Here is a 23,908-nt window from a genome sequence, read left to right on the forward strand (position 1 = left end):
GGAGGAGCTGGATGTTCCAGAACGCCGACGAGGCCAAGAAGTTCATCGCGGACGAGGACGTCAAGTTCATCGACGTCCGCTTCTGCGACCTCCCGGGCGTCATGCAGCACTTCACGGTGCCTGTCGATGCGTTCGACCCCGACGAGGAGCTCGCGTTCGACGGATCCTCGATCCGTGGATTCCAGGCCATCCACGAGTCCGACATGGCGCTGCGCGCGGACCTCTCCACCGCCCGGGTGGACCCGTTCCGCCGCGACAAGACGCTGAACGTCAACTTCTTCATCCACGACCCGATCACGGGCGAGCAGTACTCCCGCGACCCGCGCAACGTGGCGAAGAAGGCCGAGGCCTACCTCGCCTCCACCGGCATCGCGGACACCGCCTACTTCGGCCCGGAGGCGGAGTTCTACGTCTTCGACAGCGTGCGCTTCAAGACGTCCGAGAACGAGTCCTTCTACCACATCGACTCCGAGGCGGGCGCCTGGAACACCGGTGCGCTGGAGGACAACCGCGGCTACAAGGTCCGCTACAAGGGCGGCTACTTCCCGGTCCCGCCGGTCGACCACTTCGCCGACCTGCGCGCCGAGATCTCCCTGGAGCTGGACCGGGCCGGCCTGAAGGTCGAGCGCCAGCACCACGAGGTGGGCACCGCCGGCCAGGCCGAGATCAACTACAAGTTCAACACGCTGCTCGCCGCGGCCGACGACCTCCAGCTCTTCAAGTACATCGTGAAGAACGTGGCGTGGCGCAACGGCAAGACCGCGACCTTCATGCCGAAGCCGATCTTCGGTGACAACGGCTCCGGCATGCACGTCCACCAGTCGCTGTGGGCCGGCGGCGAGCCGCTGTTCTACGACGAGCAGGGCTACGCGGGCCTGTCCGACACCGCCCGCTACTACATCGGCGGCATCCTCAAGCACGCGCCGTCGCTGCTCGCCTTCACCAACCCGACGGTGAACTCCTACCACCGTCTGGTCCCGGGCTTCGAGGCCCCGGTGAACCTGGTGTACTCGCAGCGCAACCGCTCCGCCGCGATGCGCATCCCGATCACCGGCTCGAACCCGAAGGCCAAGCGCGTGGAGTTCCGCGCGCCGGACGCCTCCGGCAACCCGTACCTGGCCTTCTCGGCGCTGCTGCTGGCCGGCCTGGACGGCATCAAGAACAAGATCGAGCCGGCCGAGCCGATCGACAAGGACCTCTACGAGCTGGCCCCCGAGGAGCACGCCAACGTGGCGCAGGTCCCGACCTCCCTCGGCGCGGTCCTCGACCGCCTCGAGTCCGACCACGAGTTCCTCCTCCAGGGCGACGTGTTCACGCCGGACCTGATCGAGACGTGGATCGACTTCAAGCGCGCGAACGAGATCGCCCCGCTCCAGCTGCGTCCTCACCCGCACGAGTTCGAGCTCTACTTCGACGTGTGATGTCGCCCCAGGCCGGAGCGGGCAACCGCTCCCCTGGGCCGTCTGTGGGCCGTCGGCCGTGTCCCTTCCTCGAGGAAGGGGCACGGCCGACGGCCTTTTTCCGGCCCGGCCTGCCGCTCGACGGGGCGGGCCCGCCGGATCGTGCCGCGCCCGGCTGGGGCAGATGGGCAGGATCCTTCGCACAGGCGGGGGCGACAAGCGACGAAGGCCACGCCGCAACGTCTTGTCAGTGACTCCGGCTCCTGTGCGCGGGGCTGGGCCGGACGGAGATCATCAGGGACTCGCGGCCACGGGGGGTGGGTAGGAAGGTCCCCGGCACCCAGCCCGGGACCGGAATCGGTATGCGTGGCCCCACCCCGTCTCCGCCCCTGCGGCACCGGTGCCTGGAGCATCCTGGCGCTGGACGGAGCGGGCCTGGTGCCCCCACCGACGCGCACGGCGATATCCGGGGCGGGCCGGCGTCGTGTGTCCGGAATGCTTCCCCCGGTGGGCGCGGAGGGGGATCATTGGCCGTGACACTGTTGTTCGAGAAAGGTCACGAGAGGTCACGGGGATGTCCGAACGGGACGACGAGGAGCACGAGTTCGACCTCAAGTGGGCGGACGGTGCCGAGCACAAGGAGCCCTCGGCGCGGGCCCGCATGCTCGCCGCGCGCTGGAAGGCCAACCCGCCCGGACCGGTCCCCTTCCGCCCGGACCCCGAGCACACGGCGTCGTCCGGAAGGTCGTCCTGGGTGTCGACGGCGGTGGTGCTGGGCTGCGTCGCGGCCGTGATCGTGCTCCTCGGCTACCTCAACTTCCGCCCCTACTGACATCGGGCCGACGGCCGCCGCCCGCCGCTCGGCGCGTTCCGGTTGCTGGAGGCACGCGGCGGGGTGCACCGGCTGCGGGCCGCGGTCGGACTGCTGGACGACCCGGACGTGAAGCTGCGGCGGTGGGCCGGGCAGTCCGTGCAGGGCCGGCACGCGTCGGCGGACACCGTGCGCGGTGATCCCGAGGTGGGGGACCTGCTCGATCGGGCCCGGCACCTCTTCAGCGACCACGTCCTCACGCGTCGCAAGCGGGAGGCGGGACCGAGCGGATGATCGCAAGGAGCGGGATCGCCGGGCGCCCCGAGGTGGAGGGCGCCCGGCGGGCGGCTCAGCGGTGGTAGCGCATGAAGGCGCGCACCATGTGGCACGTGGTGTCCGACGGCGGGTGCACACCGATCAGCTCCGCCGTGCTCCGGATGGTCTCGTTGCGCGCCTGGCCGGGGTGGTGGACGCCGGAGTCGAGCAGGGCGATGGCCAGCCGCATCGCTTTCAGCCGGCGGTTGTGGGTGATGTACCACTCGCGCGGCCGGCCCGGGGGCAGCGGACGCTTCTCCACGGGCGCGCAGGGCAGTTCGAGCAGGACGGGACGCTTCGCGGTGGACTGGGTGGGCAGGGGCTTCGGCTTGAGTGCGGCAGCGGGCACAGGCATCCTCCTGTCGCGGTCAGGGCACCCCGCCGAGGTCCACGACGACCCCGGCGACTCCCTCGAACACTGCTCCCATTCTACTGCCCGGCACTGACATTCCGTGGGTCACGGAAGGGCCATAAAGCCCCAGCTCAGCCACGAAATTGAGCGCGCGTCGCGTGCGGTTCACGAGATGCGCATGAGGCGCCAGGAATTCGAACAGAGCACCCTTGCGGCGAAGGACGGGGGTTGGGTGCCCCGGCGGCCCGGGCGTAGCGTGGACGCATGGAGATCTGGATCAATCCGGCCTGTTCGAAGTGCCGCAGCGCCCTCAGCCTGCTCGACGCCGAGGGCGCCGACTACACCGTCCGCCGGTACCTCGAGGATGTCCCCGGGGAGGACGAGATCCGGGAGGTGCTGAAGCGGCTCGGGCTGGAGCCGTGGGACATCACCCGCACCCAGGAGGCCGCGGCGAAGGAGCTGGGGCTCCGGGAGTGGCCGCGGGACGCCGGTGCGCGCGACCGGTGGATCGCGGCGCTGGCCGAGCATCCCAGGCTGATCCAGCGCCCCATCATCACCGCGGACGACGGCACGGCGGTGGTGGCGCGCACCGACGAGGCAGTCCGGGACGCCTTGTCCCGCTGAGGACCGGTAGGGGCCGTTTGTCCGGCGGCGGGATTTCGGCGGTCCGCGCTGTTACCCTCCGCCGCCATGAGCTTCGGTGATCAAGGAAATCCCTACGGACCCCACGGCCCCCAGGACACCCGGGCGCGGACGCAGGAGTGGCGACGCGGTCCCGGCGGGCCGCGGCGGGGTCGGCCCGCGGTGGGCGGCGCGGTGGCGGCGGCGCTGGTCGCGGCCGTGGCGATGGGCGCGGTGCTGTACGTGAACGGCGACGGCGGCGAGGACCCGGCCGAGGCGTCCGCGTCTGCCCCCGCCTCCGCCTCCGCCGAGGGGTCCGTGCCCTCCGTCACCGCCTCCCTGCCCGCCGGCGCCCCCGCGGCCCTGCCGTCGCTGCTCGCGCGGCCCGTGGTCCGGCCGGAGCAGGCGTTCCCGGAGCGGACCGTGCGGCTGCGGGACGGATCGCGGTACGAGCGGGTCGACCTGGCGACCACCACGAGCTGCGCCCGGGGCATGTCGCCGGACCTGGCCACGCTGACCGGCCAGGGCGAGGGTTGTGTGCGGCTGACCTCGGCGCTGTTCACCGACGCCGCGCGGCGCTCGCAGGTGACGGTCACCGTGGCGAGTTTCCGGCGGGTCGAGGACGCGTCCACGGTCTTCACCATGGCCTCCATGGATCCGGTGACGTACCAGACCGTCTCGCTCGATCCCCCGCCGGGAGCCGGACTGCCGACGGTGCCGCCCGGCTCGGCCGGTGTGTTCCGGCGGGTGATGACCGTGCGGTCCGTGGTGTTCGCCAACGGGCAGTGGGGCGACGGCGCCGAGACGGGGGAGGCCGAGCTCACCGGCCAGACGGAGGGGCTGCTGGGGTACGTGAACGACAACGTGGTGGCGTACGAGGAGGGCTCCTGATCCGACGGCCCGCCCCTCCTGTGACGCAGGTTACTTCGGCGACTTGAGCCGACCGCTGAGTAACTCCGTTCGGTATCTCGTACATAACGGCGTACGCTCCCCTACCTCTTCAGGAGGCGCGCATGTCGCGCAGGAGAACTCTCGGCCCCAAGAAGAAGCTCGCGCTGCTGGTCAGCGCCGCGACGGTGGCCGGAGGCGGTGCCTTCGTCATGGCGAACACGTCGAACGCCGCCCCGACGCCCACCACCAAGGCGGCGGCGGACTCGACCGTCTGCCAGGGGCTCGCCACCGCGCTCGCCAACAACCAGAAGTTCATCGAGGGCCAACGGGCCGAGCCCGACGCACAGTCCGAGGCGCGGATCGCCAACCGCGAGGCGGTCATCGCCGAGATCCAGCGCAAGCAGGAGGCGTCCGGCTGCGAGGTGGGGGAGTCGGCTCAGGACTCCCAGCCCGCGCAGCCGGAGCAGCCGGCCCCCTCGGCGCCGGCCCAGGGTGAACAGGCCGGTGGCGAGCAGGCGGGCGAGGACGCCCAGGCCGGTGCCGGTGAGCAGGCCGGCGGGGACGCCCAGGCCGGTGCCGGTGAGCAGGTCTGCAACGGTTCCACGGTCACCGTCTCCGGCGAGGGCGGCGCTCCCGCCGCGTCCAGCAACCAGTTCCCGGCCGGCACCAAGCTGAAGGTCACCAACCTGGACAACAACAAGTCCACGACGGTGGAGGTCACCTCGGTCTCCGGCAGCTGCGTCCTGCTCAACAACGCGGCCTTCGAGCAGGTGCGCGAGCCCGGCAAGTTCCTGATCCGCCGCGCGGTCATCGAGAAGGTGGGGTGACGCCCTAGGGATTCAGGAATTCCCTGAGGTGGCGGCCCACTTCGGGGGGCGGGACGTGCGGCAGCGCGTGATGGGAGACGTCCGGAAGGATGTGCGTCTCCACGTGCCGCAGCCACGTCCCGGCCCGGGCCGCCACCTCGTGCGTGTCGTGCGTCCTGCTCTCCCCGGCCAGGAGCAGCAGGACCGGCGTCTCCAGGCCGCGCAGCGCCTCGGGCGCCGGGCGGGGCCCGGTCACCGGCCTGGTCGAGGGGAAGCCCGTGGCCGCTTCCTGGAGCCGGAGCCAGTCGGGGTCGAGGTCCGCTCCCCCGGTCTCCCACTCGAGGAACGCCCGGGTCCGCCGCGGGGCGGGCCGCAGCAGCATCGGCAGTGCACGCAGCAGGTAGGCCGCCCGGTACCCGGCGAAGCACTGGGTCGGGTCCAGGAGGACCAGGCGGCGCACCCGGCCGGGCGCGTGCAGGGCGTGGTGCAGCGCGATCCACCCGCCGTGGGAGTGGCCGCCGAGGGCGGTGTGCGCGAGGCCGAGTCCGTCCAGCAGCGCGTCCAGCCAGGTCATCAGGTCGGCGACCGTGCGGGCACGGCGGTCGGCGGCCGGCGTGCTGCGGCCCGGCGCCCCGATCAGGTCGGCGGCGTACACCCGGTGGGTCGCGGCGAGGTCCGCGGCCTGCGCGAACCAGGACGCCGAGGTGGCTCCCCCGCCGCCGGGAAGCAGCACCAGCGGGAGCCCGTCGGCCGGGCCGCAGACGTTGACGTGCGTCGCGCCGAACGGTGTGGCGACGGTGAGTGAGCCGCGCCCGACCGGCCACTTCGCCAGGACCCCGTCGTACGCCGCCAGGAATCCGTCCATGTCGTACGAACCGCGACCGCCCATGAGCCCCCAGCCCTCCACCTCGCGCGCCGCCCCCGATCGCCTCGCTCAACAATATACTCGCCGAACGAGATAAATGCCGGAGTCGTGAGCGGGAGGCGATCGTGCGGGACCGGGGACGGACGCGGCCACAGGAACCGGAACCGGAGTCCGGAGGCGCCGAGATGGAGATCGTCCATCTGCTGCGGGCGGTGACGGTCGAACTCGGCCTGCACAGCGCCCGATTCGCACAGCGCAACGGCATGCACCCCACGGACGTGCGGGCCCTGATCGCCCTCATGGACGCCCTCCGGGCCGGCGAGGAGACGACCGCCGGGAGCCTCGGCGCCGCACTCGGGCTGAATTCGGCGGGGACCACGGCCCTCGTCGACCGGCTGGAGCGGCTGGGCCTGGCGCGCCGGATCAGGAGCGAGCTGGACCGGCGCAGGGTGGTGGTCGAGGTGACCGAGCGCGCCGTGGAACTGGGACGTGCCTCCTTCGGCCCGCTCATCGACCGGGCGGTCGCGCTGCTGCGGGAGTACGACGAGCGGGAGCTCGCCGCGGTGCGGGGATTCCTCGCGGGGATGCGGGAGGCGGCTGCCGCGGGCGAGTAGCGGGCGGCCGCCCGTCGGGAGGGTCCACCGCGGCCACCCCTGACCACAGCCATCCGCCGCAGCCGCCCATCGCATACGAACGACCGGGTCGCGCGCGTGCTCACACGGTGAAATGAGCCACAGCATGACCAGGTAACACGGGGTTCACATACGGGCAATGGACGGGAAATCGCCTGTTGACAGGCTGCGGGGCATCGAGCGGTGCCCCAGTGCCGCAGCGCCGCCGCACCCGCACATGCGCCCAGACCCACCCCCGAAGGATGTGGACCGTGAGCTTCAAGGCTGAGTACATCTGGATCGACGGCACGGAGCCGACGGCCAAGCTGCGTTCCAAGACGAAGATCCTCACCGACGACGCCAAGGGTGCCGAGCTGCCGATCTGGGGCTTCGACGGGTCCTCCACCAACCAGGCCAAGGGCCACGCCTCGGACTGTGTGCTCAAGCCGGTCTTCGTCTGCCCCGACCCGATCCGCGGCGGTGACGACGTGCTGGTGCTGTGCGAGGTCCTCAACACGGACATGACGCCGCACGAGACCAACACCCGTGCCGCGCTGGCCGAGGTCGCCGAGAGGTTCGCCGCGCAGGAGCCGATCTTCGGTATCGAGCAGGAGTACACGTTCTTCCAGGACGGCTACCCGCTCGGCTTCCCCAAGGGCGGCTTCCCGGCTCCGCAGGGCGGCTACTACTGCGGCGTCGGCTCCGACGAGATCTTCGGCCGTGACGTGGTCGAGGCGCACCTGGACAACTGCCTGAAGGCGGGCCTGGGCATCTCCGGCATCAACGCCGAGGTCATGCCCGGCCAGTGGGAGTTCCAGGTCGGCCCGCTGGCCCCGCTGGAGGTCGCCGACCAGCTGTGGGTGGCCCGCTGGCTGCTCTACCGCACCGCCGAGGACTTCGGCATCGCCGCCACCCTCGACCCGAAGCCGGTCAAGGGCGACTGGAACGGCGCCGGCGCGCACACCAACTTCTCCACCAAGGCGATGCGCGAGAACTACGACGCGATCATCACCGCGTGCGAGTCGCTGGGCGAGGGCTCCAAGCCGCTCGACCACGTCAAGAACTACGGCGCCGGCATCGACGACCGCCTCACCGGTCTGCACGAGACCGCCCCGTGGGACAAGTTCTCCTACGGCGTCTCCGACCGCGGCGCCTCGGTGCGCATCCCGTGGCAGGTCGAGAAGGACGGCAAGGGCTACATCGAGGACCGCCGCCCCAACGCCAACGTCGACCCCTACGTGGTGACCCGTCTGCTGGTCGACACCTGCTGCACCGCCCTGGAGAAGGCCGGCCAGGTCTGATCCCGTTCGCTCCGCACGAGGGGGGCGCCCGCCGTCACGGTGGGCGCCCCCCTCGCGTTGTCCTGCGGGGCGCGCGCAGGCGCCCGCAGGACACAACGCGCCGAGGGCGTCGGCTTCCCACCGCCGCGGGCGTCCGGGCGGTGAGCGGGGCTGCTGTCCGCGCCCGGCGTCTGGTTCAATGGGGCCATGGCCGGCTTCCGGAAGTGCCTCGCGACGGGTCGTCACGACCTCGAGCCCTTCTGGCCTTCCCGTCAGCACGACGACTTCGACCGGGTGTGTTGCCGCGCGACGACCGCGCCGGCCCGCTGAAGCCGTACATCCCGGCCCTCGACGCCGTACCCGGCTCCCGGCCCGCGCGCACCGACGTACGTCCCTCGTCGAACCTCTCGCGCGAAAGAGCTGACCTCTCATGGCGACCACACGTTCCCTGTCCCCCGCTCCCCCCTCCGCCCCGTCCGAGAACGGCGCACGGCACCGGCTCAGGGCCGTCGGCCCGGACGAGGTGGTGGGCGTCGCCGGCCTCCTGCCGCCGGACGCCACCTGGCTGCCCGCGCCCCAGCACGCCCTGCCCACCCTGCCGGGGCAGCCGCCGATGGTCGGCTACCTGGTGCTCGTCCCGGCCGACCGGCAGCCGCCGGTCCGGTCGGCCGCCACGACCGGCGACCCGGCGGTCCCCGCCCACGACCCGCTGATCCGCGTCGACGGCCTCCAGCGCACCGCCCACGTGGACGGACGGCAACTCGACCTGACGTACCTGGAGTTCGAGCTGCTCGCCCACCTCGTGGCACACCCGGGCCGGGTGCACACCCGCGACCACCTGGTCGCCACGGTGTGGGGCTACGACCATGTCGGCGACGGCCGCACCGTCGACGTCCACATCGCCCGGCTGCGCCGCAAGCTGGGTACCGGGCACCGGGACACGATCCGCACGGTGCGCCGCGTCGGCTACACGTACGTGCCGCCGGCGGGACGCTGACCGCGGCCGGCGGCGCGGATCTGCCGGCAGCAGATTCCCGTTCCCCCGCGCCGCCGCACCGGGCAGAGTCGGCCCCATGAAACTTCTGATGCTGGGTGGCACGGAGTTCGTGGGGCGGGCCGTCGTGGAGGCGGCCCTCGGCCGGGGCTGGGACGTGACCCTGTTCCACCGGGGACGTCACGAACTCCCGGCCGGAGTCAGGACGTTGCACGGCGACCGCACCGCGCTCGACGGTCTGGCCGCGCTCGACGAGGACACCGGCGAGTGGGACGTCGTCGTCGACACGTGGTCGGCCGCCCCGCGCGCGGTGCGGGACACGGCCCGGCTGCTGCGGGGCCGCGCCGGACGGTACGTGTACGTGTCGAGCTGCTCGGTGTACGCCTGGGCCCCGCCCGCCGGGTACACCGAGCGGGCTTCCCTGGTCGAGGGCGCCTGCCCGGACGCCGCCCGCACCGACTACGCGCGGGACAAGCGGGGCGGCGAGCTCGCCGTCCTGGACGCCTTCGGCGCGCACCGGTCGCTGCTGGTGCGTGCCGGGCTGATCCTCGGCCCGTACGAGAACGTCGGGCGGCTGCCCTGGTGGCTGGCCCGGACGGCCCGCGGCGGACCGGTCCTCGCGCCCGGGCCGCGCGACCTGCCCCTGCAGTACGTCGACGTCCGCGACCTCGCCGACTGGGTGCTCGGGGCGGTTGAGCGGGGGCTGAGCGGGCCGTACAACCTGATGTCCCCGCAGGGACACACCACCATGGGCGGGCTGCTCCAGGCGTGCGCCGAGGCGACCGGGGGCGCGGCCGAACTGCGGTGGACCGCGCCGGAGGTGATCCTCGACGCGGGCATCGAGCCGTGGACGCACCTGCCGGTGTGGGTGCCGCCGGGCAGCGACATGCACGACGCGCTGCACTCGGCGGACGTGTCCCGCGCGGTCGCGGCGGGACTGCGCTGCCGGCCGGTCACCGAGACCGTGACCGACACGTGGGCATGGCTGCGGGACATCGGCGGGACGGCACCGCGGCGGCCGGACCGTCCCGGCGTGGGACTGGATCCCGAGGTGGAGGCCGAGGTGCTGGCGACGGGAGGTGTACACAGCACCACCTCATGAGCGGGGCCCCTGCCCCGTGACGGCCCCTGCCCCGCTCGACCAGACTGACGCCCATGAACACCACCACGAAGAGCGACGGCGACGCGTCGAGGGCACGGGGGATGGTGCGCGCCGCCTGGCGGGGGCTCGTGCTGGCGGTCGTCTCACTGCCCCTGGCCGTGCTGTGCTTCACCCTCACCGCCGTGTCCCTCGCGCTGATCCCGGTCGGCATCGGCCTCGTCACGACCCCGTACGTGCTGACGGGTGTGCGGACGTTCGCGAACCGGCGGCGGGTGCTGGCGGCCGAGTGGGGCGGGGTGCGCATACCGCCCGCCTACCGGCCGGTCCCCGAGGACGCCCCTCCGTGGACCCGCACCTTCGCGCTGCTGGGCGACCCGGCCACCTGGCGCGATCTGCGGTGGCTGCCGGTGGACATGACGGCGGGATTCGTGACCGCGCTGCTTCCGGCCGTGCTGGTGCTCTACCCGCTGGAGGGCTTCGCGCTCGCGGCCGGGCTGTGGCGCACCATGACCGGCGGGCCGTACGGCGAGTACGGCCCGTACTGGTACGGCTTCGTGCCGGTCGACGACCAGACGTCCGCGTTGGCCGCCGGCGGCCTCGGCGCCGTCCTGCTGATCGTCGCGCACCGGTACACCGTGCCCGCCTTCCACGCGCACTTCCGCCTCACCCGGGCCGTGCTGGCCTCCAATCAGCGTGAACTCGCCGAGCGTGTGCGGGTGTTGACGGAGACACGGCGGGACGCGGTGGACGCCTCGGCCGCCGAGCTGCGACGCATCGAACGGGACCTGCACGACGGGGCGCAGGCACGGCTCGTCGCCGTGGGCATGGACCTCGGCACGATCGAGGCGCTGCTCGACAAGGACCCGGAGAAGGCCAGGGAGCTGATCGCGCAGACCCGCAGGTCCTCCGTGGAGGCCCTGACCGAGTTGCGCGAACTGGTGCGCGGCATCCACCCGCCGGTGCTGGCCGAGCGGGGCCTGGGCGACGCGGTGCGGGCACTGGCACTGCGGCTGCCGGTGGACACCGAGGTCACCGTGGAGCTGCCCGGGCGGGCCGAGGCACCGGTGGAGTCGGCCGCGTACTTCGCGGTGAGCGAGGTGCTCACCAACGCGGTGAAGCACTCCGGCGCGGACCGCGTCTGGGTCGACCTGCACCACGCCGACGGCCATCTGCGGATGTCCGTCACCGACAACGGCAGGGGCGGCGCGGTGATCGGCGCCGGCTCGGGGCTGACCGGGGTGGAGCGGCGACTGGGTACATTCGACGGCGTCCTGGCCGTCAGCTCTCCCGCGGGCGGCCCCACCATGGTCACCATGGAGATTCCTTGCGCGTCGTCCTAGCCGAAGACCTGTTCCTGCTGCGCGACGGACTCGTCCGGCTCCTCGAGGCGCACGGCTTCGAGATGGCGGCGGCCGTGGAGTCCGGGCCCGAGCTGGCCCGGGCGCTGGCCGAGCTGCAGCCGGACGTCGCCGTGATCGACGTCCGGCTGCCGCCGACCCACACCGACGAGGGGCTCCAGTGCGCGCTCCGGGCCCGCCGGGAGCGGCCCGGACTGCCGGTCCTGGTGCTCTCGCAGCACGTGGAGCAGCTCTACGCGCGGGAGTTGCTGGCCGACGGCAGCGGCGGGGTGGGGTACCTGCTCAAGGACCGGGTCTTCGACGCGGAGCAGTTCGTGGACGCGGTACGGCGGGTGGCGGCGGGCGGTACGGCGATGGACCCGCAGGTCATCCAGCAGCTGCTGGCGCGCCAGTCGCGCGACGACCACCCGTTGGCGCGGCTGACGCCCCGCGAGCGGGAGGTGCTGGAGCTGATGGCCCAGGGGCGGTCCAACACGGCGATCGCGGGGAAGCTGGTGGTGACGGAACGGGCCGTCGCCAAGCACACCGCGAACATCTTCGCCAAACTGGGACTGGAGGTCTCGGACGACGACAACCGTCGCGTGCTGGCGGTTCTCGCGCATCTCGACCACGGCCGGTGAAACCGGTCCCGGACTCTCACAGCCCGTGGACGGTCGACAACTCCCGGTGTTTGCAACGGTGTTGGAACAACTGTGATCCGACGAACCTCTCGACGATTTCCGTGACGGGTGAACACCCGTGGGGCGGCTCCCGTACTCAAGGGAGCCGCTTCACTCCTGTCGGGCGCCTCGATGCCCCGCAAGGGATGCCCCGCAAGGAAGTCAGAGGAGTTCCATGGGACGCAACACAAGAAAACGCCGTACGCCGCTGGCCACCAAGGCCATAGCCGCATCGGCGGCCCTAGCGCTCGGTGGGGGCGGGCTGATCTGGGCGAACTTCTACGCTTCGGCGCACGAGGACAACTCACCGGACAACTGGACGAAGGCGAGCTCGGCGCAGATCGCCACGATCGACTGTCCGGACGTCGGCCAGCAGCTCACCGACGTGCCCGACCGGGCGCGTGGCGAGGTGGACGCCGAACTCGCCTCGCTGGACCAGCAGATCACCGACGCCTATCAGCGCCTCGTCACCACACGGCAGGCTCAGGCCGGGGACGCGAATTTCGTCCAGAACTCCATTCTGGGTCCGCTCAAGGACCGGCGGACGGCGATCATCGACCGCATCCAGCTGGAGATCAACCGTGCGGGTGGCCAGGACCAGGACGAGCTGGACCAGCTCGCCGGCTGCAAGGGCGTACCCGCGGAGCAGCCGCAGCCCAACGACGGCGCCCAGGACGGCGGCCAGGACCAGGACGGCGGCCAGGACCAGGACGCTGGCCAGGACCAGGGCGACGGTGGCCAGGACCAGGGTGACGGCGGCCAGGACCAGGGTGACGGCGGCAACGGCGGACAGGCCGGCAACGGCCCCGTGGCGGACGACTTCATCAACATCGAGGACGTCGAGCCGAACTCCCGCAACCTGCCGAACGGGCTGGCCGCGAACGGCGACGGCGGTTCGACGGGCACCTTCACCACCGAGTGCGGCACCAACGAGAACGAGAACCGCAACTCGGACAACGTGATCGTCGCTCCCGGTGTCAGCAACGGTGCCCAGCACCAGCACGACTACGTCGGCAACCAGGCCAACAACGCCTTCGCGAGCGACGAGGACCTGGCCAACGGCGACACGACCTGCCAGAACCAGGGCGACAAGTCGACGTACTTCTGGCCGGTGCTGCGGATCCAGGACGGTTCGCAGGACGTCGACCAGGACCAGCCCGGCGGCGGTCAGGACGGCAACGTCGGCAAGATCGTCGAGCCGAGCCAGGCCGACCTGAAGTTCGTCGGCAACCGGACGAGCGACGTCGTCGCGATGCCGACGGGTCTGCGCATCATCACCGGTGACGCCAAGTCCTTCACCAACGGCCTGAACAACGCCAACACCTCCTGGAGCTGCACCGGCTTCGAGGACCGTCAGGTGACCGACAAGTACCCGATCTGCCCCGAGGGCAGCAGCGTGGTCCGGACGTCCAACTTCCAGAGCTGCTGGGACGGCCAGAACATCGACAGCGCCAACCACCGCACGCACGTCGACTTCGTCGAGGCGGACGGCAGCTGCTCGAACGGCTTCCAGGCCATCCCCCAGCTCCAGGTGCGCCTGGTGTACGACATCCCGGCCCCGCAGATCGACAACGGGCAGCTGGTGAACCCGTTCGCGGTGGACTCCTTCCCGGAGCAGCTGCACAAGCCGATCACCGACCACAACGACTTCATCAACTTCTTCGACGAGGACCTGATGAACGAGATGGTCGACTGCATCAACAACGGCCAGGACTGCCAGTAGTCCGGGACCGGTGAGCGAGAAGCCGGCGGTGGGAACCTCCCACCGCCGGCTTCTTCGTGCGCCCGGCCGCGACGGCGCCGTCAGCCGTGGTGGCCGCCACCGCCGTGGCCGCCCCGGTTGTGGCTGCCCCCGGGGTTCATGTGCTCGGAACCCTCCTCCAGCGTGCCGCCGAGCGTGGACCGCAACCGCACGACCGTCTTCTCCTGGCCGACGGCGACCCATTTGCGGCCGACGAGGTAGTAGCCGCCGTAGTCCTTCGCCCCGTTCAGCCACTCGCGCTGGCCGCGGTCGGTGGCGAAGGTGGCGAGGACGAACTTGCCGTCGCTGATGTCACAGAGGGCCTGCCGGATCTCGTCGGCGTCCGTCTGCATGTTCGGCCTGCACTTCACCTCCGCGGCCAGATGCTCGAGGCTGCCGGTCGCGGTCTCGGGCACCTCGCTCTTCTCGTCGCCACCGGACCCGCAGCCCGCCAGCGCCAGGGCCGCCACCGCGCCGGTCAGCGCGAGCATCGGTCGGGTCAGCCTCATGTGTTCCTCCGGTACTTCGGCGACATACCGCACGGAGCCCCCGGCGAGGGGCCCTCGCCTCTCATACGGCCGCGACGTCCGCGACGCTCAATTCCCGGTGCGGCGCGGGCACTCGCGTGCGAGGGTGGCCGTATGGACCGGGACTGGGAAGAACGTGCGGCCGCCGCCTGGGCGCGTCTCGACGACTACGCCGAGGAGGACGCGGCGGCGTTCCGCGCCGTGATCGACGCGCTCGTCGCCGAGCTGCCCGAGGGCAGTCCGCTGGGCCCCTTCGAGCGGGCCTGTGCCTTCGACTCGACGGGACACCCCGCCGACGCGGTCCGGCTGTACCGGGAGGCACTGGACGGCGGGCTGACGGAGGTAAGCCGCCACAAGGCGAGGCGGGCGAGGATCCAACTGGCCAGCTCGCTGCGCAACATCGGCCGGGCCGAGGAGGGCGTCGCCCTGCTGACGCCCGAACTGCACGCGCCGTCGGACGAGTTGGACGACGCGGTGCGGGCCTGCCTCGCCCTGTGCCTGTCGAGTCTGGGCCGTGACCGCGAGGGGCTGTCACTGGTCCTCGAGGCGCTCGTTCCCCACCTGCCGCGCTACCAGCGGTCGATGGCCCGCTACGCGCGCCTGCTGGTGGAGCCCGGCAGGGCGTGACGCCGCGCGGCCAGGTGACCATCCACCGGTTCGCTCGTTGCGCTGGACGTGCAGTCACCGGATGTCGCCCCGCACCCCGCGCCCTCCTCCCCCGCCGGCCCGGCCGTCGACGTCGAACAGGCCGAGGCGGCGCTCGTGGAGCACTATCCGCGGCTGGTCCGGCTCGCCTACCTGGTGCTGCCGCCCGGCCGGGCGCGGGGCCGGCGGGTGCTGACCGCCCACGCCCTCACCCAGGGCGCACTGCCCCGCAGCCCCGGCCCGGTGCCGGCCATTCCCGCCCAGCCGGCCGGCCGCGAGGGCGACCCGGGATACGGCCTGCTCCGCGCCCGGGTGGTGCGGGCGGCACTGGCGAGAAGCCTTCCGCTGCGGCGCCGGACGTGGGCGATGCGGACGCACCTGCCGCCGCTGCTGCCCCAGGTGTGGGGCCTGGCGCTGTTCCCCCGGTCCGGCGGGGCCGACGAACTCGCCCTCGAGGAGCGGCTCGCCGCCCTGTCCGGGCCGGCCCGTGCCGCGTACGTGCTGCGCGGCCTGGAACGGCTGCCGGACGGGGACGTGCGTGGGGTCCTCACCGCCGCGGGCGTGGCCGACGCGGACGCCGCGCTGCGCGAGGCCGACCGGCTTCCCGCGGACCACCGGCTGCTGCACTCCCCCGAGTTCGACCCCTGCTCGCTCCAGGCCCGGCCCACCGACCTGATGCGCCGCCGCCGGCGCCTGAAGGCCGCACTCGCCGCCGGCGCCGCGCTCGCCGTGTGCGGGGCGCTGCTCGGGCTGCCCGGCGACGGCTGGGGGCCCGACGGCGCCGCCGCGCCCCCGTACGCGCGCAACCCGGCAGCCGAGGCGGCCCTGGACCCGGGGCGACTGACCCGGGTCTCCCCCACCGCCTGGAAGACCTCCCCGCGCACCGACTTCACGGTGTGGCCGGCGCGCGGTGACCTCAAGGGCGACGAGGCGCTGCTGCGCCGCGCCCTCGCCGTGTGGGCCCGCCCCGGTGGCAGCGTGCGGGTGGCGGCGACCCCCGGCACCCCGTCCGGCGGCCCCGCCGGACCGCCCCAGTTGCTGTACGCGGGGACGGTCGACAACGCTCGCGTGGTGCTCCTCCACGACGGTCTGCGCATCGCCCGGTACGCCGAGCCCAAGGACGGCACCGAGGGCGCCGCCCTCGACTTCGCCCGGGTCGACGGCGCCGACCGGGCCGTGGCGAGCGCGGTGGTGCTGGGCCGGGCGGACGGCAACGTGCGTTATCTGACGGCGCCCTGGGTGCGCGGGGCCGCCGCCCGGGACCTGCGCAGGCCGGACTCCGGCGCGTCGGGCCTGACACTCACCGGCGGGGTGACATCACCGCTGGCCGGTCCCGCGCTGCAGCGGGGCGCGTGCACCTCGTGGACCGCGCTCCAGCTGACCGACGAGGCCGGGACGCGGCTGGTCACCGACCTGGGAGAGCTGGTGCCCGCACACCTGACCGCGGGACGGCCGGGGGCGGTCGGCAAGACCGCCCGGGCCGGGGCGCTGCGCACCTGGGCGCCGTTCGCCTGCTCGCTGACCGCGATGCGCTCGGCGGGTGTGCGGAGCGTGAACGCCTGGCCGTTCGCCGAGCAGCCGCTGCCCGACGGGAGCGGATCGGCGGCGTGGGTGTGCACACGGGCCGAGACCTGGCGCGGCGGCGGCGCTCGGGTGCTGGCTCAGTTCCACACCCCGGGCGGGCCCCACGGGGCGGTGGCGGCCAGGGCCGAGGGCAGGCCGGCCTGCGGGCCGCGCGAGCCGCACGTCCTGGCCGGGGTGCTGTGGAAGGCGGCGACCGGCGCCTGGTACCTGCTGGCGGCGGGCAGCCGCGGCACCGCCTCCGTGCGGGCCACGGGCGGCGTCGAGGGCTCCGCCGCGGGGCACCTGCTGACCGTCCGGGCCGCGCAGGGCGCGCGGGCCGACCTCAGGGGCACCCTCGAGAACGGGCGCGCGGTCAGCGGACTCGGATGACCGTGTGAACACTCCTGGCCACTCCGGACCGTTCGAGGCTGGAATCGATCGGTAAGGTGTTCGCATGACTACCGGGGTACGCCGCAGATTGGGCGTCGAGGAGCGACGGCAGCAGTTGATCGGCGTGGCCCTCGAACTGTTCAGCCGCCGCTCTCCCGACGAGGTCTCCATCGACGAGATAGCGTCGGCGGCGGGTATCTCGCGCCCGCTGGTCTACCACTACTTCCCCGGCAAACTCAGCCTGTACGAGGCTGCGTTGAAGCGTGCCTCGGACGACCTGGCCTCCCGGTTCGAGGAGCCGCACGAGGGCCCGCTGGGGGTGCGGCTGCGGCGGGTGATGGGCCGGTTCTTCGACTTCGTGGACGAGCACGGCCCCGGTTTCTCCGCCCTGATGCGCGGCGGCCCGGCGGTCGGCTCCTCGACCACCAACGCTTTGATCGACTCCGTGCGACAGGCCGCCTATGACCAGATGCTGTCGCACCTCGGTGTGGTGGGCGAGGCGCCCCCGCGTCTGGAACTGGTCGTGCGGTCCTGGATCTCGCTGGCCGAGTCGACCGCGCTGATCTGGCTGGACGGGCGGCGCATCCCGCGCGCCGAGCTGGAGACCCAGCTGGTGCACGACTTCGCCGCGCTCGCCGCCGTCGCCGCCGCCCACGACCCGGAGCTGGCCGCGCTGCTGCGGGCCCTGCTCACGGACGAGCCGGGCGACGGGCCGTTCGCCGACCTGGCGACGCGGCTCATCACGCTGGCGTCACCCTGACCGGTGACCGGTGGCCGGGGCGGCCTGCCCCTCCACCTGGCGGGGCCCGGGACCGGCGGGTCCTACTCGCCCTCGAACGTGCGGTAGGACGCGTTTAGCTCGCGCACCTCGGCGGAGGCGTGCAGCACCAGGCCCTCGGTCGGCTCGACGTACTGGCGCAGCAGCCCCAGCACGGCCTCGGTGAGTTTGGCCCTGGTCTCGTCGGTGCGGCCGGGCAGCAGGGCGATGTGCACGTGGACGTGGGCGTGGCCGTCGGTGTCGGGGCCGACGACCACGTCCTCGGTGCGGCGGAACCGCGTCTTGCACGCCGGCGGCCTGGCGGCCGCGATGTCGACGACGGCGGTGTGCAGGTCCCGAGCGAGAGCCGGCCGGTCGAATCCGTCCGCCAGACGGTCGGAGTAGTCGACGGTGATCTGCGGCATGAGCCCTCCTGTCCAAGGTCAGAAGGGCTCACACCAGCCGCAGCTCCCTACCGGGTCAGCCGCCCGTGGTGAACACGGCGACCGTGCGCGCCGGGACGGTGAACGTGCCCGTGCCCTCGGCGTACGACGAGGTCTTCACGACCGTGTCGCCACCCGCGGCCTGCACCGGGTGCAGACGGTAGTCCGTCCCGGAGAGCGCGACGACGCGCTGCTCCTGCCGCTCGGGCGTCGCGTTGAAGACGACGACCAGGTCGCCGAGCCTCATGGTGATCACGCCGGGCTTCTCGTCCTCGCCGGACAGCGGGAACGACAGCCGGGACTGCACCTGCTCGGCCGTACCGAGGGAGAAGACGTCCTCCGTCGTGCGGATCCGCAGCAGATCCTGGTACGCGGCCGAGGCGCCCTCGATCTGCGGGCAGCCCACCTCGACGGCGGTGAGCAGCGGCTTGGCGTAGGGCCACTTGGCCTCGTTGTCGGCGGCCGGCGGCAGACCGCGGCCGAAGCCGTTGCCGTCCGCACAGTTCCAGTGGATGGCGTTGAACCAGTCGCCGCTGTCGTAGGAGTTGCGGTCCAGGGACTTGGAGCGCAGCAGGTCGGTGCCGGCCTGGGAGAGCGCCGGGCCCTGCGAGAGGGTGGCGGTGGCCATGGCGAGGACCTGCATCCGTGCCCGGTCCGCCGCGGACGTGTCCTTCGGCAGCTTGAAGGCGAGCGCGTCGAACAGCGACTCGTTGTCGTGCGCGTCGGCGTAGGCGAGGGCGTCGCCGGGGGCGTCCGCGTATCCGGCGGGCGAGCCGTTGTAGTCGACCTGGCTGCCCTTGACCTCCTTGCCGCTGGTGTCGGTGAAGGTGTACGCGGCGAGGTTGCCGCTCAGCCCGACCTTGATCAGGTCCTGGTAGTGCAGGAGCCGGGCCCGCTGCTCGGCCTCGGTGCCGTTGCTCTTCGACGAGTTGGGGTCGGTGTACAGGCCGGAGGCGAAGCCCTGCACGCCCGGGTCCTCGTCGAAGGGTCCGCCGCCGCGCACGGCGTCACGGGCCCGGTCGGAGAAGGTGGCGATGCCGGTGCCGGCCATGTTCTTCTGCGTGGCCTGGACGAAGCGGGCGTCGTCGGCGACCTCACCGAAGTTCCAGCCCTCGCCGTACAGGATGATCTTCTTGCCGTCGACCCCGTCCTTCTCCGGGGTGAGGGCGTCGAGGGCCTTGCGGACGGCGAGGATGTTGGCCTTCGGGTGGTGGCCCATGAGGTCGAAGCGGAAGCCGTCGACCTTGTACTCCCGGGCCCAGGTGACGACCGAGTCGACGACCAGCTTGCCCATCATGGCGTTCTCGGTGGCCGTGTTGGCACAGCAGGTGCTGTTCGCGACCGAGCCGTCGGCCAGCAGCCGCTGGTAGTAGCCGGGCACGATCCGGTCCAGGACGCTGGTCCTGGCCTGGCCGCTCGCGGCCGTGTGGTTGTAGACGACGTCCATGACGACGCGCAGGCCGTCCTCGTTGAGCGCCTTGACCATCCGGCGGAACTCGACCGTGCGGGCGGTGCCGTCGGGGTCGGTGGCGTAGGAGCCCTCGGGGACCGTGTAGTGGTACGGGTCGTAGCCCCAGTTGTAGGCGTCCTTGGCGGCGATCTTCGCCACGCACTCCTGCTGCTCGGCGGAGTCGGCGGCGTAGGAGGCGAGGTCGCAGTCGACGGTCGCCTGGTCCGACGTCCTCTCGGGGATGGTGGCGATGTCGAACGCGGGCAGCAGGTGCACGTACGAGGTGCCGGACTTCGCCAGCTCGCGCAGGTGCCGGGAGCCGTCGCTGTCCTTGTCGGTGAAGGCGAGGTAGGTGCCGCGGTCGCTCGCCGTGCGGTCCTCCACGGAGAAGTCCCGGATGTGCAGTTCCTGGATCTGGGCGTCCTTCAGCGGCACGGCCTTCGGCTTGTCCAGACCGGCCCAGCCCTTGGGGGCGAGGGCGCGGTCGCGGAGGTCGACGACCAGGCTGCGCTCGGAGTCGGTGGTCAGGGCGACCGAGTAGGGGTCGGTGACCTTGTTGGTGACGATCTCGCGGGCGGTGGGCGCCCAGACCTTCACGGCGTACCGGTACGGCTTGCCCTTCCAGGAGGCCGGGCCGGTGACGGACCAGACGCCGGTGGCGTCGTCGCGCTTCATCCGGACGGTGGAGCCACCGATCTCCAGGGAGACGTTCTGCGCGGTCGGTGCCCACACGGAGAGCGTGGGACGGCCGTCCCGGAAGACCGGGCCGAGCTTCGCCCCGGTGGCACGGTCGGCGTAGAGGTCGTCCAGGACGCCGGCGATCTGGACGCCGGTCGCGGCGAGCACGGCGCCGTTGGCGGCGCGCTGGGAGGCGACGACCTGGCCGCGCAGGGCCTCGCGGACCCGGTCGCGGTCACGGGGGTCGACGGACCAGGCGGTGGCGTTCCCCAGGTGCGGGAACTTCTCCTTCTGGGCGCCGGTGAGGGACGTCTTCGCCAGCCGCAGCCAGCGCTCGTCGTCGCTGGTCAACGCACCATCGGTGACCTTGATGGAGCCGTTGCGGGAGTAGAGCAGCTGGGTGGAGGCGGCGGCCTCGGAGCCGTTCCACACGACCGTGTTCCGGTCGATCCAGACCGCCTTGGAGGTGGCCGGGTCGAGGGCGGCCGCGGAGCCCGCGGGCTGCGGCAGCAGGTACTTCTCCTGGCCGTTCAACAGCCACACCTCGTGCCCGTTGGCCTTGAGGTCGAGCGACTGGTCGGACGGGAGGTCCTTCTCGTCGCCCTTGTGGATGATGTAGCTGAGGCTGGTGGCACCCTCGGTGAGCGGCACCTCGAAGACAGCGCCATAGGCATCAGTCTTCACCGGCTTCAGCGGGTTCGACCACTCGGTGGGGTGCGCGGCGCCGGTCCACACGTGCAGGCCCCAGCCGTCGTAGTTCCCGTCGGCGCGGTGGTAGTGGAGCACCGCCTTGGTGCGGTCCTGCGCCGGGTACTCGGGCCGTTCGGTGGTGACGGTTTCCTTGCCCTGCTCGATCCAGATCTCGCCGGTCCTGGTGACGTCGATGGTGCGGTCGGTGGAGACGTCCTTGTTGCCGTCCTTGTCGATCACCAGGAAGCCGACGTCGGAGGCGCCGGGCTTGAGCTTGACGTAGGCGAAGGCGCCGTAGGCGTCGCGGCCGGCGAAGGGGTGGCTCTTCGGCCACTCGGTGGCCTCGCCCTCCGCGAGGTCGCCCCAGGCGTACAGACCCCAGTCGTCGTAGTCGCCGTCCGCGCGCTTGTAGTGGACGACCGCGTAGTCGCGGGAGGTGGCGGTGGGCGGCGACTCGACCGGCGGGGTGCCGGTGGTGGAGCCGGCCAGGGCGCTCGCGGTGCGGCCGGCCGAGTCGATCACGACGGCCTTGTAGCGCAGGGCGGTGCCGGCCGGGACGTCCGCGTCGATGGTGTGCGTGACCTTGTACGGGGCGTGGTCGGCGGAGCCGAGGGTGCGCCAGGGGCCGTTGCCGGTCTGGGCGGCGAAGACGACGCGGTTGAGCTGCCCGCCGTCGACGTCGGCGGTGAGCGCCACGGTGCCGGTGGCGCCTGCCTCGGGGGCCTCGAGCGTGAGGGTGGGCCCGGTGGCGGGCCGGGCGAGCGGGCCCGTGGCCTCGAGGACGATGGCCGAGCCGGCCGGGACGGTGACGGTGATCTTCTTGTCGGCGTCGCTGGTGACCGAGGCGTCGGTGCCGTGGATGCCGCGGAAGGTCATGCCGGCGGAGTTGGTCGCGAAGGTCGCGGTCTTCTTCTCCGCGGCGTTGTTGAAGGCGACCACGTATTCGGTGGTGTCCTTGCCGGTGCCGGTGCGGGAGAAGGCGTAGACGCCGGGTCCGTCAGCCGCGTGGCGCTCCTGCTGGATGCCGTCGGTGAGGGCCGGGTGGGCCTTGCGCAGTTTGGCGAGAGCGCTGATCTGCCGGTAGAGCGGTGCTCGCGTGTCGTAGCTGTCGTCGGCGTGGGTGCGGTCGGTGCCGATCAGGTCGTCGTCGAGGTAGTCGGCGGTGCGGGAGGCGAACAGGGTCTGGCGGGCGTCCTTGTCGCCGCCGGCGCCGGTGAAGCCCTGTTCGTCGCCGTAGTAGACGACCGGGTTGCCTCGGCTGAGGAACATCAGCTCGTTGGCGAGCATGTCCTTCTTCAGCAGTGCGGCGTCGGACGCGTTCGGGTTGTCCTGCTTCAGGAACGTGCCGATGCGGCCCATGTCGTGGTTGCCGAGGAAGGTGACCTGCTCGTAGGCGTTGGCCTTGTCGGTCGCGTACTTGTAGTCGTCGCCGAAGACCGCCGCGAGCTTCCTTGCGCTGCCGCCCTGGGAGGCGTACTGGCGGGCGGCTTCCTGGAAGGGGAAGTCGAGGGTGGCGTCGAGGCGGCCCTCGGTGACGTACGGGGCGGTGATGTTCGTGTCGGCGGAGTAGACCTCGCCGAACATGAAGAAGTCGTCACGGCCCTGCCTGGCCGCGTAGGCGTCCAGAGCGGTGGCCCACTGGGTCCAGAACTCCATGTTGACGTGCTTCACGGTGTCGATCCGGAAGCCGTCGATGTCGAAGTCCCTGACCCACCGCTGGTAGATCTTCTCCATGCCCTCGACGACCTCGGGGCGCTCTGTCCACAGGTCGTCCAGGCCGGAGAAGTCGCCGTAGGTGGTGGACTCGCCGGCGTAGGTGGAGTCGCCCCGGTTGTGGTACATCCGCGGGTCGTTGAGCCAGGAGGGGACCTTGATCCGCTTCTTGGCGTCGGGAACGGCCGGGGTACGCGGGAAGGAGTCGGCGTCGACGCGCGGGAACTCCCGCGAACCGTCGGCGTAGTCGGCGTCGTCGAAGGGGCGGCCGTCCTTGGTCAGGTACGGGAAGGCGCCCTTGGAGAGGTAGGTGTAGGACTTCTCCTCGTAGTCGACGACGTCGGCGGTGTGGTTGGTGATGACGTCGAAGAAGACCTTCATGCCCTTGGCATGGGCCTTGTCGATGAGGGTCTCGAGATCCTCGTTGGTGCCGAAGTGCGGGTCGACCTGGGTGAAGTCGGTGATCCAGTAGCCGTGGTAACCGGCGGAGGCGTCCTTGCCGGTGCCCTGCACGGGCTGGTTCTTGAAGATGGGCGCCATCCAGATGGCGGTGGTGCCCATTCCCTTGATGTAGTCGAGCTTCTTCGTCAGGCCCTTGAGGTCGCCGCCCTGGTAGAAGCCCTTGTCGGCGGGGTCGTACCCGGTGCTGAGCCGCGAACCGGTCAGACCGCCGCGGTCGTTGCCGGTGTCGCCGTTGGCGAAACGGTCCGGCAGGACGAAGTAGAACTGCTCGCGGGTCAGGTCGTGCCGTGCGGGCGACTTGGCCAGCGTCGCGTCCGAGGGGGGCGCGGGCGGGGTGTCGGCGCTGGCCGCGAGGGGCTGCACCAGGGCGGCGGCGAGCGCGGCCACGGTGACGGCGGCGACCCTTCTGCCCTGTACGGTGCGGCGCCTCGCGGGCGCCGGCCATCTGGGTATCACAGGCGTGAACTCCTTGCGACTACGGCTCATTGGGTCCGACCCCACGCCACGGCACAGCCTGTTTCCGGCCACGTCACCGGGGCGCCGGCGTGACCGTATCGCCGGAGAAAGGTTTACAGCAAGAGTTTTGAAAGCCGTAGCAAGACTTTTCACCGAAGCGGGCCCCGAGCGGAGACGCCCTGACCGCCCAGCCGGTACCGCACGTGGGCCTCGCCCCAGGCCCACGAACCGCTGTTCGCGCGCCCGCACCACCTCGGTGGAGAGCGGCCCGCGAGGTGCCGGCGGACCTCCGGATCGGTCCACGTGCGGGTGTGGTCCTGGGAGGTCC

Annotated in this window: 21 protein-coding genes; 16 read left to right on the top strand and 5 right to left on the bottom strand. The window is 71.9% G+C overall.

The annotated features are described in order from the left end of the window. Nucleotides 1–11: 11 nt before the first annotated feature. The 3 genes from glnA to ACFYOV_RS01325 all read left to right on the top strand — a co-directional run bounded on the left by glnA (nt 12) and on the right by ACFYOV_RS01325 (nt 2,505). Complete coding sequence (gene glnA / locus ACFYOV_RS01315) at nt 12–1,421, top strand: type I glutamate--ammonia ligase (RefSeq protein WP_389081292.1); 1,410 nt, start codon at nt 12–14, stop codon at nt 1,419–1,421. A gap of 553 nt (nt 1,422–1,974) precedes the next feature. Further along, complete coding sequence (locus ACFYOV_RS01320; RefSeq protein WP_389081294.1) at nt 1,975–2,232, top strand: hypothetical protein; 258 nt, start codon at nt 1,975–1,977, stop codon at nt 2,230–2,232. Between the two features lie 42 nt (nt 2,233–2,274). Continuing rightward, complete coding sequence (locus ACFYOV_RS01325) at nt 2,275–2,505, top strand: hypothetical protein (RefSeq protein WP_389081296.1); 231 nt, start codon at nt 2,275–2,277, stop codon at nt 2,503–2,505. 55 nt (nt 2,506–2,560) lie between these two features. Here the strand turns inward: ACFYOV_RS01325 and ACFYOV_RS01330 are convergent, their stop codons facing one another. After that, nucleotides 2,561–2,875 carry a hypothetical protein gene (locus tag ACFYOV_RS01330; protein WP_389081299.1) on the bottom strand — a complete coding sequence of 105 codons (315 nt, stop codon included), beginning with the start codon at nt 2,873–2,875 and terminating at the stop codon, nt 2,561–2,563. Between the two features lie 267 nt (nt 2,876–3,142). Between ACFYOV_RS01330 and ACFYOV_RS01335 the strand changes: the two genes are divergently transcribed. The 3 genes from ACFYOV_RS01335 (at nt 3,143) to ACFYOV_RS01345 (ending at nt 5,217) form a co-directional block, all read left to right on the top strand. Next, complete coding sequence (locus tag ACFYOV_RS01335; RefSeq protein WP_389081301.1) at nt 3,143–3,502, top strand: arsenate reductase family protein; 360 nt, start codon at nt 3,143–3,145, stop codon at nt 3,500–3,502. A 66-nt stretch (nt 3,503–3,568) separates the two neighbouring features. Beyond that, complete coding sequence (locus ACFYOV_RS01340; protein ID WP_389081304.1) at nt 3,569–4,390, top strand: hypothetical protein; 822 nt, start codon at nt 3,569–3,571, stop codon at nt 4,388–4,390. A 122-nt stretch (nt 4,391–4,512) separates the two neighbouring features. Further along, nucleotides 4,513–5,217, top strand: a complete 705-nt coding sequence (locus ACFYOV_RS01345) for a hypothetical protein (protein ID WP_389081306.1) — start codon at nt 4,513–4,515, stop codon at nt 5,215–5,217. A gap of 4 nt (nt 5,218–5,221) precedes the next feature. Here the strand turns inward: ACFYOV_RS01345 and ACFYOV_RS01350 are convergent, their stop codons facing one another. Further along, entirely contained in the window at nt 5,222–6,085 is an 864-nt protein-coding gene (locus ACFYOV_RS01350) for an alpha/beta fold hydrolase (protein WP_389081309.1), read from the bottom strand. 161 nt (nt 6,086–6,246) lie between these two features. On the opposite strand from ACFYOV_RS01350, the gene ACFYOV_RS01355 reads away from it, so the two are divergent. From ACFYOV_RS01355 to ACFYOV_RS01385, 7 genes are all read left to right on the top strand, one after another. Further along, nucleotides 6,247–6,675, top strand: a complete 429-nt coding sequence (locus ACFYOV_RS01355; RefSeq protein ID WP_389081311.1) for a MarR family winged helix-turn-helix transcriptional regulator — start codon at nt 6,247–6,249, stop codon at nt 6,673–6,675. Between the two features lie 269 nt (nt 6,676–6,944). After that, the gene (gene glnII, locus ACFYOV_RS01360) at nt 6,945–7,973 is read left to right on the top strand and encodes a glutamine synthetase (protein ID WP_389081314.1); all 1,029 of its coding nucleotides are present in this window, start codon (nt 6,945–6,947) and stop codon (nt 7,971–7,973) included. Between the two features lie 409 nt (nt 7,974–8,382). Further along, nucleotides 8,383–8,949: a winged helix-turn-helix domain-containing protein gene (locus ACFYOV_RS01365; protein WP_389081316.1), complete on the top strand. Its 567-nt coding sequence runs from the start codon at nt 8,383–8,385 to the stop codon at nt 8,947–8,949. Between the two features lie 76 nt (nt 8,950–9,025). Then, nucleotides 9,026–10,048: an SDR family oxidoreductase gene (locus ACFYOV_RS01370; protein ID WP_389081318.1), complete on the top strand. Its 1,023-nt coding sequence runs from the start codon at nt 9,026–9,028 to the stop codon at nt 10,046–10,048. Nucleotides 10,049–10,101: 53 nt separating this feature from the next. Continuing rightward, nucleotides 10,102–11,388: a sensor histidine kinase gene (locus ACFYOV_RS01375; protein WP_389081321.1), complete on the top strand. Its 1,287-nt coding sequence runs from the start codon at nt 10,102–10,104 to the stop codon at nt 11,386–11,388. After that, nucleotides 11,373–12,026 carry a LuxR C-terminal-related transcriptional regulator gene (locus tag ACFYOV_RS01380; protein WP_389081323.1) on the top strand — a complete coding sequence of 218 codons (654 nt, stop codon included), beginning with the start codon at nt 11,373–11,375 and terminating at the stop codon, nt 12,024–12,026. The genes ACFYOV_RS01375 and ACFYOV_RS01380 overlap by 16 nt, the downstream gene beginning before the upstream one ends. 214 nt (nt 12,027–12,240) lie before the next feature. Next, entirely contained in the window at nt 12,241–13,788 is a 1,548-nt protein-coding gene (locus tag ACFYOV_RS01385) for a DUF1996 domain-containing protein (protein WP_389081326.1), read from the top strand. A gap of 80 nt (nt 13,789–13,868) precedes the next feature. On the opposite strand, the gene ACFYOV_RS01390 is transcribed toward ACFYOV_RS01385, so the two are convergent. Continuing rightward, complete coding sequence (locus ACFYOV_RS01390; RefSeq protein ID WP_389081328.1) at nt 13,869–14,315, bottom strand: hypothetical protein; 447 nt, start codon at nt 14,313–14,315, stop codon at nt 13,869–13,871. A gap of 132 nt (nt 14,316–14,447) precedes the next feature. On the opposite strand from ACFYOV_RS01390, the gene ACFYOV_RS01395 reads away from it, so the two are divergent. The 3 genes from ACFYOV_RS01395 (at nt 14,448) to ACFYOV_RS01405 (ending at nt 17,691) form a co-directional block, all read left to right on the top strand. Then, nucleotides 14,448–14,960, top strand: coding sequence for a tetratricopeptide repeat protein (locus ACFYOV_RS01395; protein ID WP_389081330.1), 513 nt, complete (start codon nt 14,448–14,450; stop codon nt 14,958–14,960). A 48-nt stretch (nt 14,961–15,008) separates the two neighbouring features. Further along, the gene (locus ACFYOV_RS01400) at nt 15,009–16,931 is read left to right on the top strand and encodes a hypothetical protein (protein WP_389081332.1); all 1,923 of its coding nucleotides are present in this window, start codon (nt 15,009–15,011) and stop codon (nt 16,929–16,931) included. A 64-nt stretch (nt 16,932–16,995) separates the two neighbouring features. Next, on the top strand, nt 16,996–17,691 hold the full coding sequence (locus ACFYOV_RS01405; RefSeq protein ID WP_389081334.1) for a TetR/AcrR family transcriptional regulator: 696 nt from the start codon (nt 16,996–16,998) through the stop codon (nt 17,689–17,691). Between the two features lie 62 nt (nt 17,692–17,753). On the opposite strand, the gene ACFYOV_RS01410 is transcribed toward ACFYOV_RS01405, so the two are convergent. Both ACFYOV_RS01410 and pulA read right to left on the bottom strand, forming a co-directional pair. Next, a complete protein-coding gene (locus ACFYOV_RS01410) occupies nt 17,754–18,113 on the bottom strand; it encodes a 5-carboxymethyl-2-hydroxymuconate Delta-isomerase (protein ID WP_389081336.1) in 360 nt (119 codons plus the stop codon). A 55-nt stretch (nt 18,114–18,168) separates the two neighbouring features. Further along, a complete protein-coding gene (pulA, locus tag ACFYOV_RS01415; protein WP_389081339.1) occupies nt 18,169–23,580 on the bottom strand; it encodes a pullulanase-type alpha-1,6-glucosidase in 5,412 nt (1,803 codons plus the stop codon). Nucleotides 23,581–23,908 lie beyond the last annotated feature (328 nt).

This window comes from Streptomyces sp. NPDC005931, from assembly GCF_042871235.1.
Lineage (GTDB): Bacteria > Actinomycetota > Actinomycetes > Streptomycetales > Streptomycetaceae > Streptomyces.

Bases quoted from the DNA above. Each gene is read 5' to 3' on its own strand.
- glnA (WP_389081292.1), top strand. From the start codon at position 12: ATGTTCCAGAACGCCGACGAGGCCAAGAAGTTCATCGCGGACGAGGAC.
- ACFYOV_RS01320 (WP_389081294.1), top strand. From the start codon at position 1,975: ATGTCCGAACGGGACGACGAGGAGCACGAGTTCGACCTCAAGTGGGCG.
- ACFYOV_RS01335 (WP_389081301.1), top strand. From the start codon at position 3,143: ATGGAGATCTGGATCAATCCGGCCTGTTCGAAGTGCCGCAGCGCCCTC.
- ACFYOV_RS01340 (WP_389081304.1), top strand. From the start codon at position 3,569: ATGAGCTTCGGTGATCAAGGAAATCCCTACGGACCCCACGGCCCCCAG.
- ACFYOV_RS01345 (WP_389081306.1), top strand. From the start codon at position 4,513: ATGTCGCGCAGGAGAACTCTCGGCCCCAAGAAGAAGCTCGCGCTGCTG.
- ACFYOV_RS01350 (WP_389081309.1), bottom strand. From the start codon at position 6,085: ATGGGCGGTCGCGGTTCGTACGACATGGACGGATTCCTGGCGGCGTAC.
- ACFYOV_RS01355 (WP_389081311.1), top strand. From the start codon at position 6,247: ATGGAGATCGTCCATCTGCTGCGGGCGGTGACGGTCGAACTCGGCCTG.
- ACFYOV_RS01365 (WP_389081316.1), top strand. From the start codon at position 8,383: ATGGCGACCACACGTTCCCTGTCCCCCGCTCCCCCCTCCGCCCCGTCC.
- ACFYOV_RS01370 (WP_389081318.1), top strand. From the start codon at position 9,026: ATGAAACTTCTGATGCTGGGTGGCACGGAGTTCGTGGGGCGGGCCGTC.
- ACFYOV_RS01375 (WP_389081321.1), top strand. From the start codon at position 10,102: ATGAACACCACCACGAAGAGCGACGGCGACGCGTCGAGGGCACGGGGG.
- ACFYOV_RS01385 (WP_389081326.1), top strand. From the start codon at position 12,241: ATGGGACGCAACACAAGAAAACGCCGTACGCCGCTGGCCACCAAGGCC.
- ACFYOV_RS01390 (WP_389081328.1), bottom strand. From the start codon at position 14,315: ATGAGGCTGACCCGACCGATGCTCGCGCTGACCGGCGCGGTGGCGGCC.
- ACFYOV_RS01395 (WP_389081330.1), top strand. From the start codon at position 14,448: ATGGACCGGGACTGGGAAGAACGTGCGGCCGCCGCCTGGGCGCGTCTC.
- ACFYOV_RS01405 (WP_389081334.1), top strand. From the start codon at position 16,996: ATGACTACCGGGGTACGCCGCAGATTGGGCGTCGAGGAGCGACGGCAG.
- ACFYOV_RS01410 (WP_389081336.1), bottom strand. From the start codon at position 18,113: ATGCCGCAGATCACCGTCGACTACTCCGACCGTCTGGCGGACGGATTC.